Here is a 17,613-nt window from a genome sequence, read left to right as displayed (position 1 = left end):
GCGGTCGTCACCAAACGTCAACAGACCCTAGGCATTAGCGGCCCGCAGGCGAACTCTGCCCGCTGGGCAACTGCGCCTCTGCGCCATAGCGCTCAATGATTTGCTCAATCTCCCCCGACATTTTCATGTTCAGCAAGGTGCGCAGAATCTTCTGCACCGGCAGGTTTGGGTCATTGCGCACGACGCAGCCCACCGCTTGTTCTTCGATCACGGAGACGCCGCGCAATTGTTTATCCGGAGGAAGATGGCGGTTGAACCAGCTCAGTGCCCATTGGTTGGTCACCACGTAGTGGTAGCGACCGGCAACCAGCTTTTGCAGGACTTGCTCCTGGCTGCGGGCGTCTTCGCGTTGCAATTGGTGGTTGTCAAACAGGTTTTGCAGGTGCGGGTAGGTATACCCCAACACGGTGCCGATGCTCTGATTATTGAGCTGATCGGCGCGGATCGGGATGGCGTTATCGGCGGTGCTGATCAGTAGATCGCGTTGGGTCATCAGTGGCAGGCTCCAGAGATAGTCGCCGGAGAGGTTGGCCATCCAGGGCTGCGCGGCGTAGCAGCGAACGTCGACTTCACCGCGTTCCAGGGCGGACTGCACGCGCATGCGGGCCAGCACATGGTATTCAGCCGGGCGGCCGACTTGGCGGGCCAGGCTTTGCATAATGTCGAACAGAAAGCCGTCAGTGGGCTTTTCGCCGTCGGTCTGTATCAAGGGCATTGACCAGCTGTCGGCGACCGAAAAGCGCAATGGCGCCTCAGCAGCGAAGCTGGAACAGGTCAGTAGCAACAAAGCGCTCAGTAGCAGCCGCATTCGGTACCTCGCCATGAGCAAGACGATGCCATTCAGGTTGGATCCAATATAAAGATTCATCCATTTGAGGAGCGTAGCCACATTAGAGCAGGACATCGGATGCAATTTTGCCCTTGCTCCGCTAGCATTGGCGGTCTTCCGCTTTCAGTTGCGACGGTTTTCGATGAGTTATCAGGTTCTTGCACGTAAATGGCGTCCGCGCTCGTTCCGCGAAATGGTCGGCCAGACCCATGTGCTCAAGGCTCTGATCAATGCGCTGGACAGTCAACGGCTGCACCATGCCTATTTATTCACGGGCACCCGTGGTGTGGGTAAAACCACGATTGCGCGGATTATTGCCAAGTGCCTGAACTGTGAAACAGGCATCACGTCGACGCCTTGCGGGACCTGTTCGGTCTGCCGCGAGATCGATGAAGGGCGTTTCGTCGACCTGATCGAGATCGACGCCGCGAGCCGGACCAAGGTCGAAGATACCCGCGAGTTGCTCGATAACGTGCAGTACGCACCGAGCCGCGGGCGCTTCAAGGTCTACCTGATCGACGAAGTGCATATGCTGTCCACTCACTCGTTCAACGCTCTGTTGAAGACCCTGGAAGAGCCGCCGCCCTACGTCAAATTCATCCTGGCGACTACTGATCCGCAGAAATTGCCGGCGACCATTCTGTCACGCTGCTTGCAGTTCTCCCTGAAAAACATGACGCCGGAGCGGGTGGTCGAGCATTTGACCCACGTGCTGGGGGTCGAGAATGTGCCGTTCGAAGACGACGCCCTGTGGCTGTTGGGCCGCGCGGCCGATGGTTCGATGCGCGATGCCATGAGCCTGACTGATCAGGCGATTGCGTTCGGCGAAGGCAAGGTCATGGCCGCGGATGTCCGCGCGATGCTGGGCACGCTGGATCACGGTCAGGTGTATGACGTGCTGCACGCGTTGCTCGACGGCGATGCGCGCGGGTTGCTTGAAGCGGTGCGTCATCTGGCCGAGCAAGGGCCGGACTGGAGTGGCGTGCTCTCGGAAATTCTCAATGTGTTGCATCGCGTGGCGATCGCCCAGGCGCTGCCAGAAGGCGTCGATAACGGTCATGGCGACCGGGAGCGCGTTCTGGCGCTGGCCCAGGCGTTGCCTGCCGAAGACGTACAGTTTTACTACCAGATGGGCCTGATCGGCCGCCGCGATTTGCCGCTGGCGCCAGACCCGCGTGGTGGCTTCGAGATGGTCCTGTTGCGAATGCTGGCCTTCCGCCCCGCTGACAGCAGTGATGCACCGAGGCAGTCGCTAAAGCCAGTGGGGATCAATCAAGCCACAATTGATTCCAGACAACCAGTGGCCGGCACGACCTCCATTGCGCCGGTAGTGGCAGCCGCTTCAGTTGCAGCCGTTGCGCCTGTGGAACCCGTTGCTCAAGGTCCGGCGCCGGTTTCAATGCCTGTTGAGCTGCCAGTCGTTCCTGAGCCTGCTCCGGTGCAAGAAGTCGATCTGCCCTGGAACGAACCCAAGGCTGCGCGGCCGACGACCGAGTCTGCGCCCGTTCTTGAGCCAGCCCCTGAGCCGCAGGCCGAAGCCGAGCTGACGACCGAATTTGAATCTGAGCTTGAGCCTGTCGCCGAATCCGTTCCCGAGCCCATGCTCGATACCGTCGCCGAACAGCCTGACCTGACGCCAATGCCGACACCGGCGCCGGCCAGCCCGGTTCCGGATGCGCCCGAGGCCATGCTTGAACCGACTCCAGACGCGATGGCGTTCGTGCCCGCACCTATGGAGCGCGACGACGAACCGCCTGACGACGACGAGTTCTTCGATGTGGATGTGGACATCGATCCCGCGTCTTACAGCTATCTGGATGAACTGGCCCACGACAGTGTGACCGAGACCGTTGCGCCTGAACCGTTGCCGGCCTTGAAGCCTGCGACCGGGCTCGCGTTGGAGTGGCTGGATCTGTTTTTGAAACTGCCGGTGTCGGGCATGACCGGCAGCATCGCCGCCAACTGCACATTGATGGCCGTGGACGGCGATGACTGGCTGTTGCACCTGGACCCGGCCCACAGCGCGCTGTTCAATGCGACGCAGCAACGCCGACTCAACGATGCCCTGAATCAATACCACGGGCGGACCCTGAACCTGAGCATCGAGCTGATCAAGCCCGAGCAGGAAACCCCGGCTCAGGCTGCCTCGCGCCGCCGTGCCGATCGCCAGAGCGAAGCAGAAGCGTCGATCCATGCCGATCCGTTCATCCAACAAATGCTGCAACAGTTTGGCGCGGTGATCCGAGAGGATACGATTGAACCTGTGGATGCCCCGGTGGCTCAGACTCTTTAACTAACGTGCGGGGCGTCTGTGTGGCGCTGCGCAATAAAGACCCATCAACGTTCGAGGTGAATTCCCATGATGAAAGGTGGCATGGCCGGCCTGATGAAGCAGGCACAGCAGATGCAAGAAAAAATGGCCAAGGCGCAGGAAGAACTGGCCAACGCCGAAGTCACTGGCCAATCGGGCGCAGGCCTGGTCAGCGTGGTGATGACTGGTCGTCACGACGTCAAGCGCATCAGCCTGGATGACAGCCTGATGCAGGAAGACAAAGAAGTCCTCGAAGACTTGATCGCCGCAGCGGTGAACGATGCCGTGCGCAAGATCGAGCAGAACAGCCAGGAAAAAATGTCTGGCATGACCGCGGGCATGCAATTGCCACCGGGTATGAAGCTGCCGTTCTAAATCGCGTCAGCGGTACAAAAAGCCAGGCCCGGAGCCTGGCTTTTTGGTCTCTGCAAGAGGTGCTATGCGCCAACTCGCTGATCGTGCCCATGCTCCGCATGAATTGACGCTGACCGGAGGCGCGGGTATAAACCGCGTCTCGTTGTTTTGTCGGACCTTTCTCATGAGCTTCAGCCCCCTGATTCGCCAATTGATCGATGCCTTGCGCATATTGCCCGGCGTTGGTCAAAAAACCGCCCAGCGCATGGCGCTGCAATTGCTTGAGCGCGATCGCAGTGGCGGCTCGCGTCTGGCGCTGGCATTGAGTCAGGCGATGGACGGCGTTGGCCATTGCCGGCTCTGTCGCACCCTCACCGAAGACGACCTGTGCCCGCAATGCTCTGATGTCCGTCGCGACGACACGCTGCTGTGCGTGGTCGAAGGGCCGATGGATGTCTATGCGGTAGAGCAAACCGGCTACCGTGGCCGTTACTTCGTACTCAAGGGGCACCTGTCGCCGCTGGACGGTCTCGGTCCGGAAGCCATCGGCATCCCGCAACTGGTCACGCGTATCGAAGAGCAAGGCACGTTCACCGAAATCATCCTCGCCACCAACCCCACGGTCGAAGGCGAAGCCACCGCGCACTACATCGCCCAGTTGCTCAGCAACAAGGGCCTGATCACCTCCCGCATCGCCCACGGCGTCCCGCTGGGTGGCGAGCTTGAGTTGGTAGACGGCGGCACCCTGGCGCATTCGTTTGCCGGGCGTAAGCCGATTGCGTTGTAGCTGATGGTTCCTCAAGCACCTGTAAGTAATTGATAAATAATATTTTTAATTTCTTATATTTTCGACCAGACGCCGATCTACTGTAGGAGCTGACTTGTCTGCGATCGGTCCGGGGTCGCGTCCGACCGAAGCGCTCGTAAAAGTAGTGAATTCACTATCGCAGGAAGGTCCTTCGTGTCGGACGCGACCCCGGCCTATCGCAGACAAGTCAGCTCCTACACGGGGACCGAGTTTGGATGTCAGCCCTATTTATCCGTCAACGCAAAGCTGGTCAGGCAGAAGGTCGGGATGGACATGTCTTCCAGGCGCTGTGAGCCGCCGAGTTCGGGCAGGTCGATGATCGCCGCGGCTTCGTAGACATGGGCGCCCATGCGGCGCACCAGATTGGCCGCAGCGATCAACGTACCACCGGTGGCAATCAGGTCATCGAACATCACGATGGAGTCGCCGTCACACAGGCTGTCGGCGTGCACTTCCAGCCAGGCTTCGCCGTACTCGGTCTGGTAGGCCTCGGACAGCACGTCCGCCGGCAGCTTGCCTTGCTTGCGGAACAGAATCAGCGGCTTGTTCAGCTCATAAGCGACTATCGAGCCAATCAAAAAGCCGCGCGCGTCCATCGCACCGATATGGTTGAATTCGGCTTCTATATAGCGCTGCACGAAGCTGTCGATCACCAGGCGCAGAGCCTTGGGCGACTGAAACAGGGGCGTGATATCGCGAAAGATAACGCCCGGCTTGGGGAAGTCCACCACCGGCCGAATAAGGGATTTGAAGCTGAATTCGTCGAAAGTCATCAAGAAAATCCTGAGGCATGTTGGCTGGCGCTAGTCTACAGCTCAGCCGCCATGGATCGCACGTTTCAGCCGTCGAGTGAGCCACCGGCCAGGGCGCATAACTGGATCGGATCGAGGATCTGGATTTCCTTGCCTTCGGCTGCGATCAGTTCGCTGGTCTGGAAGCGTGTGAATACCCGCGACACGGTTTCCACCGCAAGGCCCAGATAGTTGCCGATTTCGTTGCGCGACATGCTCAGGCGAAACTGATTGGCCGAGAACCCGCGAGCGCGGAAACGGGCCGACAGGTTGACCAGGAAGGTGGCGATGCGTTCGTCAGCGGTCTTTTTCGAGAGCAACAGCATCATTTGCTGATCGTCGCGAATTTCTCGGCTCATGGCGCGCATCAGTTGCCGACGCAGCTGTGGCAGTTGCACCGACAGGTCATCAAGGCGTTCGAAAGGGATTTCACACACTGACGTGGTTTCCAGCGCTTGAGCGGACACCGGATAGGCTTCGGTGTCCATGCCGGACAGGCCGACCAGCTCGCTCGGCAGGTGGAAACCGGTGAGCTGTTCTTCGCCGCCATCGCTCAGGCTAAAGGTTTTCAGCGCACCGGAGCGCACGGCATAGACCGAACCAAATACGTCGCCCTGTCGAAACAGAAATTCGCCTTTCTTCAGCGGACGGCCGCGTTTGACGATTTCATCGAGCGCATCCATGTCTTCCAGATTCAAAGAAAGTGGCAAGCACAGGGGGGCCAGGCTGCAATCCTTGCAATGGGCCTGGTTAGGGGCGCGCAGTTTGACTGGCTCGGACATGGCTTCAATCCTTGTGGGAAAACACACATAAGTTGTGAGGGTAACTCAGTGCAAGTAGTTCCGGCCAGCGCCGTCGGTGTCAGCGGCCAACGCAGTAAAAAACAGACATTTTCCCTGAATGCCTTCAAGTTCTTCGTGAAATGGTCGATAGCCAGTGATCGCACACCTCACTTCGGAGCGTCGCCCATGTTGTCTGTAAGTCTTAATTCCGCCAACACTACTGGTCTGCAAGCCACCACGTCGGCGACCAAGGCCGCCGCTTCCACTGCTTCCACCGACGCAAGCACTACTGGCACCGCACCGGAAGGCGTAAAGGTCAGTCTGTCCAGCGCTGGCGTGGCGAAGTCTGCCCAAGCTTCTGGCACTAGCAGCTCCGATAGCACCACAACCCTGCAAAAGCAGATCAAAGACCTGCAAAAACAGATCGCCAAGAAACAGGCAGAGTTGCAGCAAGTGATGGCGAGCAAGACCCTGACCGCGGATCAGAAGCGGGCACGGGCGAGCTCTGTCCAGTCGCAACTGGCGCAATTGACCTCCGCGCTGTCTACTGCCAATGCCAGCCTGGCAAAACTCACCAAGACCTCAACCAGCTCGTCGAGCAGCACCACTACCGCGGGCTAAGATCCTGCGTGATGCGTAGCACTGCCCCCGTCAAGCGGGGGCATCAAATTACCCGTGAAAACCGTTGGCGATTGTGCTGGTTCAAGTAGGCATCGAACACCATGCACACCGAGCGCACCAGCAGGCGACCCGCAGGCAGCACCGTTATTCCCGCCTCATCGATTTCGATCAGACCATCCCCGATCATCGCCACCAGCTGCGGCCATACATCCTTGAAATAGCCCCTGAAGTCGATATTGAACGCGTATTCGATACCGGCGAAGTTCAGGCTGAAATGGCAGATCAATTGCTGGATCACCGCCCGGCGCAGGCGATCATCGGCATTGCACAGCAGGCCGCGCTTGGTCGCCAGTTGGTCGCTCGACAGTAGCGTCTGGTAGTCATTCAGGTCATTGCTGTTCTGACTGTACAGGTCGCCAATCTGACTGATGGCTGAGACGCCAAGACCGATCAGGTCGCAGTGACCATGGGTGGTGTAGCCCTGGAAGTTGCGTTGCAGTGTTGATTCTTCCTGAGCGATGGCCAATTCGTCGTCGGGCATGGCGAAGTGGTCCATGCCGATGTAGCGATAGCCGGCACCCGTCAGTTGTTCAATCGTGCGCTGGAGCATCTCCAGCTTTTGCCCGGCTGCTGGCAGGTCCGCACTGTTGATCCGCCGCTGGGGCATGAAGCGCTCCGGCAGGTGGGCATAGTTGAACACGGAAAGCCGATCCGGTTGCAGTGCGATGATCTCGTCGACGGTGTGGGCGAAGGACTCGGGCGTCTGTTTGGGCAGGCCGTAGATCAGATCGATGTTCACTGAGCGAAACTGCAGGGTGCGCGCCGCTTCGACGATGGCGCGGGTTTCTTCCAGGCTTTGCAGGCGATTGACCGCACGCTGGACCTGCGGGTCGAGATCCTGCACGCCGAGGCTGACCCGATTGAAGCCCAGCTCGCGCAGCAGGCCCATGGTCGCCCAGTCGGCTTCGCGCGGGTCGATTTCGATGCCGTAGTCACCGGAATCGTCATCGAGCAGATTGAAATGCTTGCGCAGGTGCGCCATCAGCTGGCGTAACTCGTCATGACTGAGGAACGTCGGGGTGCCGCCGCCAAGGTGCAGCTGTTCGACCTTTTGCCGGGGGTCGAGGTGGCAGGCAATCATCTGGATTTCCTGTTCCAGGCGTTGCAGATAGGGCAGGGCGCGTCCGCGATCCTTGGTGATGACTTTGTTACAGGCGCAGTAATAGCAGACGTTGGCGCAGAACGGCACGTGCACATACAGCGACAGAGGGCGCAGGGCCTTGCGGCTGTCGCGCAGGGCGTGCAGCAGATCGAAGGCCCCGATCCGGGTGTGGAATTGCACCGCAGTGGGGTATGAGGTGTAGCGTGGACCCGCCAGGTCATAACGGCGGATCAGATCGGAATCCCAACGAATGGCGTCGAGCATGCGGGCATCTCCCCGAATTGGACTGGCAAGTCCTTGAGTCTAGGGAGATGTGGCTCAGGCGATGTTGATTTGCATCAAGGGCTCGCGCTCTGGAGGCAAGTCCTTGAGGACGCGTCAGCTTTTTCTGTGCTGTGCGGAGCGCTTAATGGCCCATCAACCAGTGCTGGTGTGGCCCAGGCAGGGTCCAGACTCCGAACAGGATAACCAGCAGACCGCCCGCCATGCGCACGCCGCGTTTGCGCAGCAGGGCAGTGGTGCGTTCGGCAGCCAGCCCGGTGGCGAGCAGCACGGGCCAGGTGCCCAGGCCGAAGGCGAGCATCAGCAGTGCGCTGTCGAGGGCGTTGCCTTGGCTGGCCGACCACAGCAGGGTGCTGTAGACCAGGCCACACGGCAACCAACCCCAGAGCGCGCCCAGCAGCAAGGCGCGTGGCAGGCTGGACACCGGCAGTAAACGGCTGGCGACGGGCTGGATATGCCGCCAGAGGCCGCGTCCGAGGCTTTCGATACGGGTCAGGCCGCTCCACCACCCGGCGAGGTACAGGCCCATGGCGATCAACAGCAAGGCGGCGATCACGCGCATGATCATCGCGCCCGGGCTGTTGGCCACTGCCCAGCCGGCGAGGCCGATCAGCAATCCGGCCGTGGCATAGCTGAGAATTCGCCCCAGGTTGTACGCAAGCAGCAGACGAAAGCGTCGGCTGCGTTGTTCTTTGGGGATCGCCAGGGTCAGTGCGCCCATCAGGCCACCACACATGCCCAGGCAATGACCGCCGCCGAGCAGGCCGAGGATCAGCGCCGACACCAGCAGGGGTGCCAGCTCAAACATGGGGCGGCGCCTGGTCTTTCTTTTCCGCCTGAGGTGCGGATTGGTGGCCGGGGGCTTCTTCCATAGCGGCCAGGTGCTGCGGGTCCTGATCGTCGAACAGGACGCTGTGCGCCGGGCCGTCGAGGTCGTCGTACTGGCCGCTGTCCACCGCCCAGAAGAAGATGTAAATGGCGACAGCGACGATCAGCAGCGCCGCTGGGATCATCACGTATAGAGCCGGCATGGAGCCTCCGAAGCCGGTTGCCGAATCATGTCGGCAGCGGGCGGGTGTGGAGAGGGGTGGTCTGGTCTTGCAAGCCTTTCATGCGCGTCAGGCGCAAGGCATTCAGCACCACCGTCAACGAACTGATGGACATGCCGATCGCCGCCCAGATGGGGGTGATCCAGCCGAGGGCGGCAAACGGCAACATGAGGCCATTGTACAGGCCTGCCCACAGCAGGTTCTCAATGATTACCCGACGGGTGCGCCGCGCCAGGCTGAACGCCTGCACCAACGCTTGCAGGCGGTTGGATAGCAGCACCGCATCGGCGCTGGTCTTGGCCAGATCGGTGGCCGAGCCCATGGCAACACTGATGTCCGCTGCAGCCAGCACCGGCACGTCGTTGACCCCGTCACCGAGCATCAGCACTTTGCGACCTTGTTGATGCAGCGCTTGCAGCACCTGCAATTTGTCGTCCGGGCGCAGACCGCCGTGGGCTTCGTCGATTCCCAGCTCGGCGGCGACGCTGGCCACCATCGGCGAGCTGTCGCCGGACAGTAGCAAGGTCTTCCAGCCGCGTGCCTTGCAGGCTTGCAGCAAGGCGAAGGCATCGGCGCGCAGGCGATCATCGAGGACGAACCACGCCAGTGCGCCTTGGGTGTCACCGAGCAGCAGCCATTGACCGGCTTCATCGGGCATCGGCGGAATGGCGCAGGCGCTGAGTTCGCAGACGAACGCCGGCTGTCCGATGCGCAAGCGCTGTTCGCCTACGACGCCTTCCAGACCCAGGCCAGGGGTGCTGTGCACGTCTTCAGCAGCCACAGGCGCGCGGCCGAATGCTCGGGCAATCGGGTGTTCGGAGCGGTTTTCCAGCGCGGCGGCCAGGCTCAGGCAACTATCGGCATCCAGCCCTCCGAGCGGACGGATGGTGCGCAGGGCCAATCGACCCTCGGTGAGGGTGCCGGTCTTGTCGAAAATGACCGTGTCGATCTGATTCAAGCCTTCCAGCACATGGCCGCGGGTTAACAAAAGACCTAGCTTGTGCAGGGTGCCGGTGGCGGCCGTCAGGGCGGTGGGCGTGGCCAGTGACAAGGCGCAGGGGCAGGTCGCGACCAGCATCGCCAGCACGATCCAGAACGCCCGCGACGGGTCGAGCTGCCACCAGACCAGGCCGATGACTGCAGCGAAGATCAGCGACAACAGCAGGAACCATTGCGCCGCGCGGTCGGCGATCTCTGCCAGACGCGGTTTTTCGGCCTGGGCGCGCTCCAGCAGACGGACGATGGCCGACAGACGGGTGTCGTGGCCCAGAGCCAGAACCTGCACGGTCAACGCACCTTCGACGTTGAGTGTGCCGGCGGTGACTGCATCGCCCGCGCTACGCGGCTGCGGCAGGTATTCGCCGGTCAGCAGTGACTCATCGATGCTGGACTGACCTTCGAGAATTTTGCCATCGGCTGGCAACACCGCGCCGGGATGCACCAGCACCCGGTCGCCCAGGCGCAGCTCGCTGAGCAGGATGCGCTCGCTTTGACCGTCGGCGCTGAGCCTCAAGCAAGACGCGGGCAGCAGGTTGACCAACTGTGCCGTGGCCGCCGCAGTGCGCTCGCGCGCGCGACGCTCCAGATAGCGGCCAGCCAGCAGAAACAGGGCGAACATACCGACTGCATCGAAGTACAGCTCGCCAACACCCGTGATCGCGGTCCAGATCCCGGCGACGTAGGCGCTGCCGATGGCCAGCGACACCGAGACGTCCATGGTCAGGTGGCGCGTGCGCAAATCGCGCATGGCGCCGCGAAAGAACGGTGTGCAGCTGTAAAACACGATAGGCGTGGTGAGAAACAGCGCGACCCAGCGCAGGATGGTGTGCATCTGTGGGCTGAGGTCGATATTGAATTCCGGCCAGGTGGCCATGGTCGCCATCATCGCCTGGAACCACAACAGCCCGGCCACGCCGAGTTGGCGCAAGGCCAGGCGGTTTTCGCTGGCCAGTTGCTCGGCCGCACGGTCGGACTGATAGGGGTGCGCGGCATAACCGATGCTGCGCAGTTCGCTGAGTACCTGGCTCAGCGCCAACTGGCTGTCGGTCCAACGCACGTGCAGGCGGTGGTTGGACAGGTTCAGTCGGGCTTCGGCCACGGCGGGCAAGCTGCGCAGATGACGCTCGATCAACCAGCCGCACGCGGCGCAGCTGATGCCTTCCATGAGCAGGGTTGCTTCAGCCAGTTCGCCTTCATGACGCACGAACGGCGCCTGTACGTCGGCGCGGTCATACAGGGCCAACTCGTCGACCAATTGCACCGGCAGTGCTTGCGGGTTGGCCGAGGCTTCACTGCGATGGCTGTAATAGCTTTCCAGACCACCGGCGACGATGGCCTCTGCCACCGCCTGACACCCCGGGCAGCACAGTTCGCGGGTTTCCCCGAGCACAACGGCGGTGAAGCGATTGCCGGCAGGAACCGGCAGGGCGCAGTGGTAGCAGGGGATTGGTGAGGTCATGGGGTCTTAATTCAGGTGTACGCGTTTCCTGTAGGAGATCCCGCCCCGTTTTCGACGCCGCGCTGTCGCGCAGTAAACTCGGTCGAGTGTAGGAGCTGACTTGTCTGCGATAGGCCGGGGTCGCGTCCGACACGGAGGACCTTCATTCGGTGGTGAGTCCAGCCATTTTGCGACTGCTTCGCAGCCGATCGCAGACAAGTCAGCTCCTACAGGGGGGGGCGGGTGCCAATCAGTTTTTCATGTCTTCCGCGCCTTGCAGCGGCTCGTCGCCCAGTTTCAGGTCTTTGTCGTGGCTGATTTGCTCTTCTTCGAACAGGCGCCAGGTCTGGCCATTCTGCTCGCCGAGCACTTCGACGAAACGCCGGCCTTCGATCTTGTCGGCCAACTGACCGATGTAGCGGCCCGGTTCGGATGCGCTGCGGGTCAGGGCGATCTTGCGATCCTTTTGCGGCTGGGTCGGCGAAATCAGGTTCAGCTCCAGGGTTTCCGGTTGGCTGTCGCCCGTCAGTCGCAGCTCGGTTTCGCCGGTCAGCTCATCCAGATGCACCGTGGCGTGCATTTTCAGGCCCTGCGCCAACAGCTCACGGTCCAGCGAGCGGTTGATGCCTTTGCCGGCCTCGTAATAGTTGTCGTTGACCAGGTTGTCCGGGTTTTTGACGGCGATGGTCACCATCGACAAGGTCAGCGTCACCGAACAGGCGAGGATGCCAATGATGATCCACGGCCAGAGGTGCTTGTACCAAGGGCTGGAGGAAGTTGCTACGGGCATGGCTAACGTCTCTTAACGAATTTGTGGGCCGATGAAGCGGCTCTTGGCTTGAACCTGGGTGCCAACGTTATCGGCATCCTTGAGCGTGAAAGTCACCTCGTTGGTGCTCGATGGCAGTTGCTCTGGCGCGCTCGACAACTCGACCGGCATGGTGAAGATCTCACCCGCCTGCACCTTGAACTCGCGACGACCCTGCAGTTTCAGGTCAGGCAAACCGGAGGCATCGAGGACATAACTGTGATCGACCTGGTCCTTGTTCATGACCTTGAGGCTGTAGACGTTTTCGATCCGTCCCTCGGCGTTTTCACGATACAGCACGCGGTCCTTGCTGACGTCGAAACCCACCAGCGAACGCATGAAGAAGGCGGTGGTCAGTAGCCCCATCATCACCAGCAGCACCAGTGCATAACCGATCAGACGTGGACGCAGTTTGTTGGTCTTCTGCCCCGACAGGTTGTGTTCGGTGGTGTAGCTGATCAATCCGCGTGGGTAATTCATCTTGTCCATGATGGTGTCGCAGGCATCGATGCAGGCCGCGCAACCAATGCATTCGACTTGCAGGCCGTCGCGGATATCGATGCCGGTCGGGCAGACTTGTACGCACATCGTACATTCGATGCAATCACCCAGGCCCAGAGCCTTGTAATCGACGTCCTTTTTCCGCGTGCCGCGTTTTTCGCCGCGACGGGGGTCATAGGAAACGATCAGGGTGTCTTTGTCGAACATCACGCTCTGGAAGCGCGCGTATGGGCACATATAGATGCACACTTGCTCGCGCAGCCAGCCGGCGTTGCCGTACGTGGCAAGGGTAAAGAAACCCGCCCAGAAATACGCCCAGCCCTCGGCTTGTCCGGTGAAGAACTCGATGGTCAGGTCGCGGATCGGGGAGAAGTAGCCGACGAAGGTCAGGCCGGTGACGAATCCGATGATCAGCCACAGGCTGTGCTTGCTCAGTTTGCGCAGGAACTTGTTGGCGGTCATCGGCGCTTTATCGAGCTTGATGCGCTGGTTGCGATCGCCTTCGGTGACCTTCTCGCACCACATGAATATCCAGGTCCAGACGCTTTGCGGGCAGGTGTACCCGCACCAGACGCGCCCGGCGAACACGGTGATGAAGAACAGGCCAAAAGCGCTGACGATCAAAATGCCCGAGAGCAGGATGAAATCCTGCGGCCAGAAGGTCGCGCCGAAGATGTAAAACTTGCGCTCCGGCAGGTTCCACCAGACAGCCTGATGGCCACCCCAGTTCAGCCAGACCGTGCCGAAATACAGCAGAAACAAACCAGCGCCGCCAGCCATCCGCAAGTTGCGAAATATGCCGGTGAAAGCACGGGTGTAGATTTTTTCACGTGACGCGTAGAGATCGACAGTGTTGTTATCGTTTTTAGGGGGCGGGGTGATGTTGTGTACCGGAATCTGATTGCTCATTAGTGCATCCCACGGCAGTGGAAAAATGCCTCAGCCAGTACGTGCCGACTGCGGTCAAAAGAGTGTCATCAAGGCGCCAATGATACGCCTGTCGCTCTAGTCCAAGGGTGCGACCTTTGGTCGCGTTGGGCTCAAGCGAATGTTGGTGTAGTGATCTTGTCGGTGTAGTGATCTGGATCAATTGACTTATGAATTATGGACGGTTTTGGTGGGGGTGGTAACCATCGATGTAGGAGCTGCCGAAGGCTGCGATCACCCCGGGGTCGCGTCCGACTGAAGCGGTCGCTTTCTTGAAATCGCTGAAGGTCCTGCGGACCTTATCGCAGCCTTCGGCAGCTCCTACAGGATCAGGTAGCACAATTGAGGTGGCAGCCCCAAAACCAAAACGGCCCCGCCAATTCTCACTGGCGGGGCCGTTGTGTGTTGCGTTCACGCGTTCCTTTTACTCAGCAGCCTTGTTTCCGTGGGAGAGGCTGTAGACGTAAGCGGCCAGCAGGTGAACCTTGTCGTTGCCTTGCAGCAATTCCTGAGCAGGCATCTGGCCCTGACGGCCGTAACGGATGGTCTGCTGCAGTTGCGCGAAGCTCGAACCGTAGATGAATGCCGCCGGGTGAGTCAGGTTAGGTGCGCCCATTGCAGCGGTACCCTTGCCTTCCGGACCGTGACACGCCACGCAGTTGGCAGCGAAGATTTTCTGGCCGGCAACCGGGTCGGCGTTAGCATCTGCAGGCAGTTTGCGGCCGTCCAGTTGCGTCGTTACGAATGCCGCGACGTCACGTACGCCTTGATCGCCAATCACAGGGCCCCATGCTGGCATGACCGCATGGCGGCCACCCATGATGGTGGTCTTGATGGTTTGTGGCTCGCCGCCCCAACGCCAGTCTTGGTCGGTCAGGTCAGGGAAGCCGTAGGCGCCCTTGGCATCGGAACCGTGGCAGACCGAGCAGTTGGAGGCGAACAGGCGGCCACCCATCTTCAAGGCTTGCGGGTCTTTGGCGACTTCTTCAATCGGCATGGACGCGAATTTGGCGAAGATCGGACCGAATCGGGCGTCCGATTTAGCCATTTCCTTTTCCCATTCGTGAACGCCAGTCCAACCGGTTTGGCCATTGGCGAATTCGGTTTTCTTGTCGTTGTCCAGGTAACCGTAGCCCGGCAGCAGGCCTTTCCAGTTGCCCAGGCCCGGGTACAGCGCCAGATAGCCCAGCGCGAAGATGATGGTGCCCACGAACAGCATGAACCACCATTTTGGCAGTGGGTTGTCGTATTCCTCGATACCGTCGAAGGAATGGCCCACTGTTTCTTCCGTTGATTCGCTACGCTGGCCCTTGCGGGTGGACAGCAGCAGCCAGGTCAGGGTGAAGATGGTACCCAAGCTGAGGACTGTGACGTACAGACTCCAGAAAGTAGTCATTCTTTGTTACTCCTAGAAGCTTGCGCTTGCTCGACGTGCTTGATGGCTTCGGGATCATCCGCGAAGGGCAACAAGGTCGCCTCGTCGAACTCTGCCTTGCGTCTTCCGCTGAATACCCACAGTGCCAGACCGATAAAGGCGACCATCACAACGACAGTGCCCAGGCCTCGAATCATCCCGATATCCATCAATATCACCGTTTGCTTTTGATGATGGTGCCCAGACCCTGAAGGTAGGCAACCAACGCATCCATTTCAGTTTTGCCTTTCACGGCAGCGCTTGCACCGGCGATGTCTTCGTCGGTGTAAGGGACGCCGAGAGTGCGCAAGACTTCCATTTTTTTCGCGGTGTCCTTGCCGTCGAGCTTGTTTTCCACCAAGAACGGGTAGGCCGGCATTTTCGACTCAGGCACTACGTTGCGCGGGTTGTACAAGTGCGCGCGGTGCCAGTCATCGGAGTAACGATTGCCAACGCGGGCCAGGTCAGGACCGGTACGCTTGGAACCCCACAGGAACGGGTGGTCCCAGACGCTTTCACCCGCGACCGAGTAGTGGCCGTAGCGTTCGGTTTCAGCACGGAACGGACGAATCATCTGCGAGTGGCAGCCGACACAGCCGTTGGCGATGAAAACATCGCGGCCTTCGAGTTCCAGCGCCGGGCGTGGCTTCATGCCCTCGACCGGCTTGTTGGTCACGTCCTGGAAGAACAGTGGAACGATCTGGGTCAGGCCGCCGACACTGACGGCGATGACCATGAAGAAGGCCAGCAGGCCGATATTCTTCTCGAGTACTTCGTGTCTCATCAGTGAGCTCCAACTACAGCGATCTGAGCGGCGGCTTCAGCTTGAGCCGGGTCCGAGGCGCGTACGGTGCGGAACACGTTGTAAGCCATGAACAGCATGCCGCTGGCGAAGAACGCACCGCCAATGGCGCGGACGATGTAGCCCGGGTGGCTGGCTTGCAGCGCTTCGACGAAGGAGTAGGTGAGGGTGCCGTCATCGTTGATCGCACGCCACATCAGGCCCTGGGTGATGCCGTTGACCCACATCGAAGCGATGTACAGAACGGTACCGATGGTAGCCAGCCAGAAGTGGGTGTTGATCAGGCCGACACTGTGCATCTGAGGACGACCGAAGATTTTCGGGATCATGTGGTACAGCGCGCCGATCGAGATCATCGCTACCCAGCCAAGAGCGCCGGCGTGTACGTGGCCGATGGTCCAGTCCGTGTAGTGAGACAGCGAGTTGACGGTCTTGATGGCCATCATCGGGCCTTCGAACGTCGACATGCCGTAGAACGCCAGGGACACGACCAGGAAGCGCAGGATCGGGTCGGTACGCAGTTTGTGCCATGCACCCGACAGGGTCATCATGCCGTTGATCATGCCGCCCCAGCTTGGCGCCAGCAGGATGATCGACATCGCCATGCCCAGCGACTGAGCCCAGTCCGGCAATGCGGTGTAGTGCAAGTGGTGCGGGCCGGCCCAGATGTACAGGGTGATCAGTGCCCAGAAGTGCACGATCGACAGGCGATAGGAGTAGATCGGACGCTCGGCCTGCTTCGGCACGAAGTAGTACATCATCCCCAGGAAGCCGGTGGTCAGGAAGAAACCTACCGCGTTGTGGCCGTACCACCACTGGATCATGGCGTCAGTCGCACCGGCGTAGGCCGAGTAGGACTTGAAGAGGGACACAGGCAAGGACGCGTGGTTGACGATATGCAGCATCGCCGTCACGACGATGAAGGCACCGTAGAACCAGTTACCGACATAGATGTGCTTGGTTTTGCGCTTGACGATGGTGCCAAAGAACACCGCACCGTAGGTTATCCAGACGATGGCCAGCAAAATGGCGAGAGGCCATTCCAGTTCGGCGTATTCCTTGGTTGTTGTGTAGCCCAGCGGCAATGTGATGATTGCGCCGACGATCACTGCTTGCCATCCCCAGAAGTGGAAGGCAGCCATCTTGTCGGAGATCAGTCGCGTTTGGCAGGTACGCTGTACGACGTAGTAGGAAGTGGCAAACAACGCACAACCACCAAAGGCGAAAATCACCAGGTTTGTGTGCAATGGGCGTAAGCGTCCAAAAGTCGTCCACGGCAGGCCAAGGTTCAGATCGGGCCATACAAGCTGTGAGGCGATAAAGACACCAAGCCCCATGCCAAGGATCCCCCAGACCACCGTCATGATGGCGAACTGGCGGACTACCTTATAGTTATAAGCAGTCGGACTGATTGCTGTGCTCATTCTAAGGTTCCACGGTTTGGGTGTTTTTTAGGAATAAAAAAGCGGCCGCAAGTATGGAGAAAGCGGGTAGCCATTGCAACGCGATCAACGCCTTGCAACTGCTTCCTGAAGCTGATTCTGCGGCGGTTTCAGCATGGTCAGGGGCAGTTACGCCTTGTGACAAAATGCTGCGGCGGACGAAAAAAGTAAGGCTTTCAGGCAAGTGAAATGTAGCGGGCAAAAGACAGGACTACATGCAAAATCGAAAGGCAGCGGGCGTGAGCCGTTGTAAATGAGCCTTTTGCGCAAATTGTCGAGCACAATTGCCGAAC

The 17,613-nt window shown here is 60.0% G+C and carries 17 protein-coding genes; 4 read left to right on the top strand and 13 right to left on the bottom strand.

From position 1 onward, the window contains the following. Positions 1 to 34 precede the first annotated feature (34 nt). Positions 35 to 808 (bottom strand): substrate-binding periplasmic protein, encoded by a 774-nt coding sequence (locus tag AC1MEE_RS16225; protein ID WP_480410623.1) that lies wholly within the window; start codon positions 806 to 808, stop codon positions 35 to 37. Between the two features lie 163 nt (positions 809 to 971). Here AC1MEE_RS16225 and dnaX point away from each other — a divergent pair, with 163 nt between their 5' ends. The 3 genes from dnaX to recR all read left to right on the top strand — a co-directional run bounded on the left by dnaX (position 972) and on the right by recR (position 4,281). Next, positions 972 to 3,122 carry a DNA polymerase III subunit gamma/tau gene (gene dnaX / locus AC1MEE_RS16220; protein WP_480410622.1) on the top strand — a complete coding sequence of 717 codons (2,151 nt, stop codon included), beginning with the start codon at positions 972 to 974 and terminating at the stop codon, positions 3,120 to 3,122. 66 nt (positions 3,123 to 3,188) lie between these two features. Next, positions 3,189 to 3,515 (top strand): YbaB/EbfC family nucleoid-associated protein, encoded by a 327-nt coding sequence (locus AC1MEE_RS16215; protein ID WP_297832022.1) that lies wholly within the window; start codon positions 3,189 to 3,191, stop codon positions 3,513 to 3,515. Between the two features lie 163 nt (positions 3,516 to 3,678). Next, a complete protein-coding gene (gene recR, locus AC1MEE_RS16210; RefSeq protein ID WP_480410621.1) occupies positions 3,679 to 4,281 on the top strand; it encodes a recombination mediator RecR in 603 nt (200 codons plus the stop codon). A 245-nt stretch (positions 4,282 to 4,526) separates the two neighbouring features. Here the strand turns inward: recR and AC1MEE_RS16205 are convergent, their stop codons facing one another. Then, positions 4,527 to 5,075 (bottom strand): adenine phosphoribosyltransferase, encoded by a 549-nt coding sequence (locus AC1MEE_RS16205; RefSeq protein ID WP_480410620.1) that lies wholly within the window; start codon positions 5,073 to 5,075, stop codon positions 4,527 to 4,529. Positions 5,076 to 5,140: 65 nt separating this feature from the next. Further along, positions 5,141 to 5,875, bottom strand: a complete 735-nt coding sequence (fnr, locus tag AC1MEE_RS16200) for a fumarate/nitrate reduction transcriptional regulator Fnr (RefSeq protein ID WP_480410619.1) — start codon at positions 5,873 to 5,875, stop codon at positions 5,141 to 5,143. A gap of 48 nt (positions 5,876 to 5,923) precedes the next feature. On the opposite strand from fnr, the gene AC1MEE_RS16195 reads away from it, so the two are divergent. Continuing rightward, on the top strand, positions 5,924 to 6,496 hold the full coding sequence (locus AC1MEE_RS16195) for a hypothetical protein (RefSeq protein ID WP_480410618.1): 573 nt from the start codon (positions 5,924 to 5,926) through the stop codon (positions 6,494 to 6,496). A 43-nt stretch (positions 6,497 to 6,539) separates the two neighbouring features. On the opposite strand, the gene hemN is transcribed toward AC1MEE_RS16195, so the two are convergent. The 10 genes from hemN to ccoN all read right to left on the bottom strand — a co-directional run bounded on the left by hemN (position 6,540) and on the right by ccoN (position 17,302). Next, positions 6,540 to 7,922 carry an oxygen-independent coproporphyrinogen III oxidase gene (gene hemN, locus AC1MEE_RS16190; RefSeq protein ID WP_480410617.1) on the bottom strand — a complete coding sequence of 461 codons (1,383 nt, stop codon included), beginning with the start codon at positions 7,920 to 7,922 and terminating at the stop codon, positions 6,540 to 6,542. Between the two features lie 142 nt (positions 7,923 to 8,064). Beyond that, a complete protein-coding gene (locus AC1MEE_RS16185; protein ID WP_480410616.1) occupies positions 8,065 to 8,748 on the bottom strand; it encodes a sulfite exporter TauE/SafE family protein in 684 nt (227 codons plus the stop codon). Next, on the bottom strand, positions 8,741 to 8,971 hold the full coding sequence (gene ccoS, locus AC1MEE_RS16180; RefSeq protein WP_480410615.1) for a cbb3-type cytochrome oxidase assembly protein CcoS: 231 nt from the start codon (positions 8,969 to 8,971) through the stop codon (positions 8,741 to 8,743). The genes AC1MEE_RS16185 and ccoS overlap by 8 nt, the downstream gene beginning before the upstream one ends. A gap of 25 nt (positions 8,972 to 8,996) precedes the next feature. Further along, entirely contained in the window at positions 8,997 to 11,447 is a 2,451-nt protein-coding gene (locus tag AC1MEE_RS16175; RefSeq protein WP_480410614.1) for a heavy metal translocating P-type ATPase, read from the bottom strand. Positions 11,448 to 11,676: 229 nt separating this feature from the next. Continuing rightward, the gene (locus AC1MEE_RS16170) at positions 11,677 to 12,216 is read right to left on the bottom strand and encodes a FixH family protein (RefSeq protein WP_480410613.1); all 540 of its coding nucleotides are present in this window, start codon (positions 12,214 to 12,216) and stop codon (positions 11,677 to 11,679) included. A 12-nt stretch (positions 12,217 to 12,228) separates the two neighbouring features. Beyond that, positions 12,229 to 13,644 carry a cytochrome c oxidase accessory protein CcoG gene (gene ccoG / locus AC1MEE_RS16165; RefSeq protein ID WP_480410612.1) on the bottom strand — a complete coding sequence of 472 codons (1,416 nt, stop codon included), beginning with the start codon at positions 13,642 to 13,644 and terminating at the stop codon, positions 12,229 to 12,231. A gap of 442 nt (positions 13,645 to 14,086) precedes the next feature. Continuing rightward, a complete protein-coding gene (gene ccoP / locus AC1MEE_RS16160; protein WP_480410611.1) occupies positions 14,087 to 15,058 on the bottom strand; it encodes a cytochrome-c oxidase, cbb3-type subunit III in 972 nt (323 codons plus the stop codon). Continuing rightward, positions 15,055 to 15,246: a cbb3-type cytochrome oxidase subunit 3 gene (locus AC1MEE_RS16155; RefSeq protein WP_480410610.1), complete on the bottom strand. Its 192-nt coding sequence runs from the start codon at positions 15,244 to 15,246 to the stop codon at positions 15,055 to 15,057. Before AC1MEE_RS16155 ends, ccoP begins: the two co-directional genes overlap by 4 nt. 5 nt (positions 15,247 to 15,251) lie before the next feature. Further along, on the bottom strand, positions 15,252 to 15,860 hold the full coding sequence (gene ccoO, locus AC1MEE_RS16150) for a cytochrome-c oxidase, cbb3-type subunit II (protein WP_480410609.1): 609 nt from the start codon (positions 15,858 to 15,860) through the stop codon (positions 15,252 to 15,254). Beyond that, positions 15,860 to 17,302, bottom strand: coding sequence for a cytochrome-c oxidase, cbb3-type subunit I (ccoN, locus tag AC1MEE_RS16145; RefSeq protein ID WP_480410608.1), 1,443 nt, complete (start codon positions 17,300 to 17,302; stop codon positions 15,860 to 15,862). Before ccoN ends, ccoO begins: the two co-directional genes overlap by 1 nt. Positions 17,303 to 17,613 lie beyond the last annotated feature (311 nt).

This window comes from Pseudomonas sp. ASL3 (genome assembly GCF_056680425.1).
Note: the sequence above shows the minus strand (reverse complement) of the source record. Positions and strands in the feature narration are given on the sequence as shown.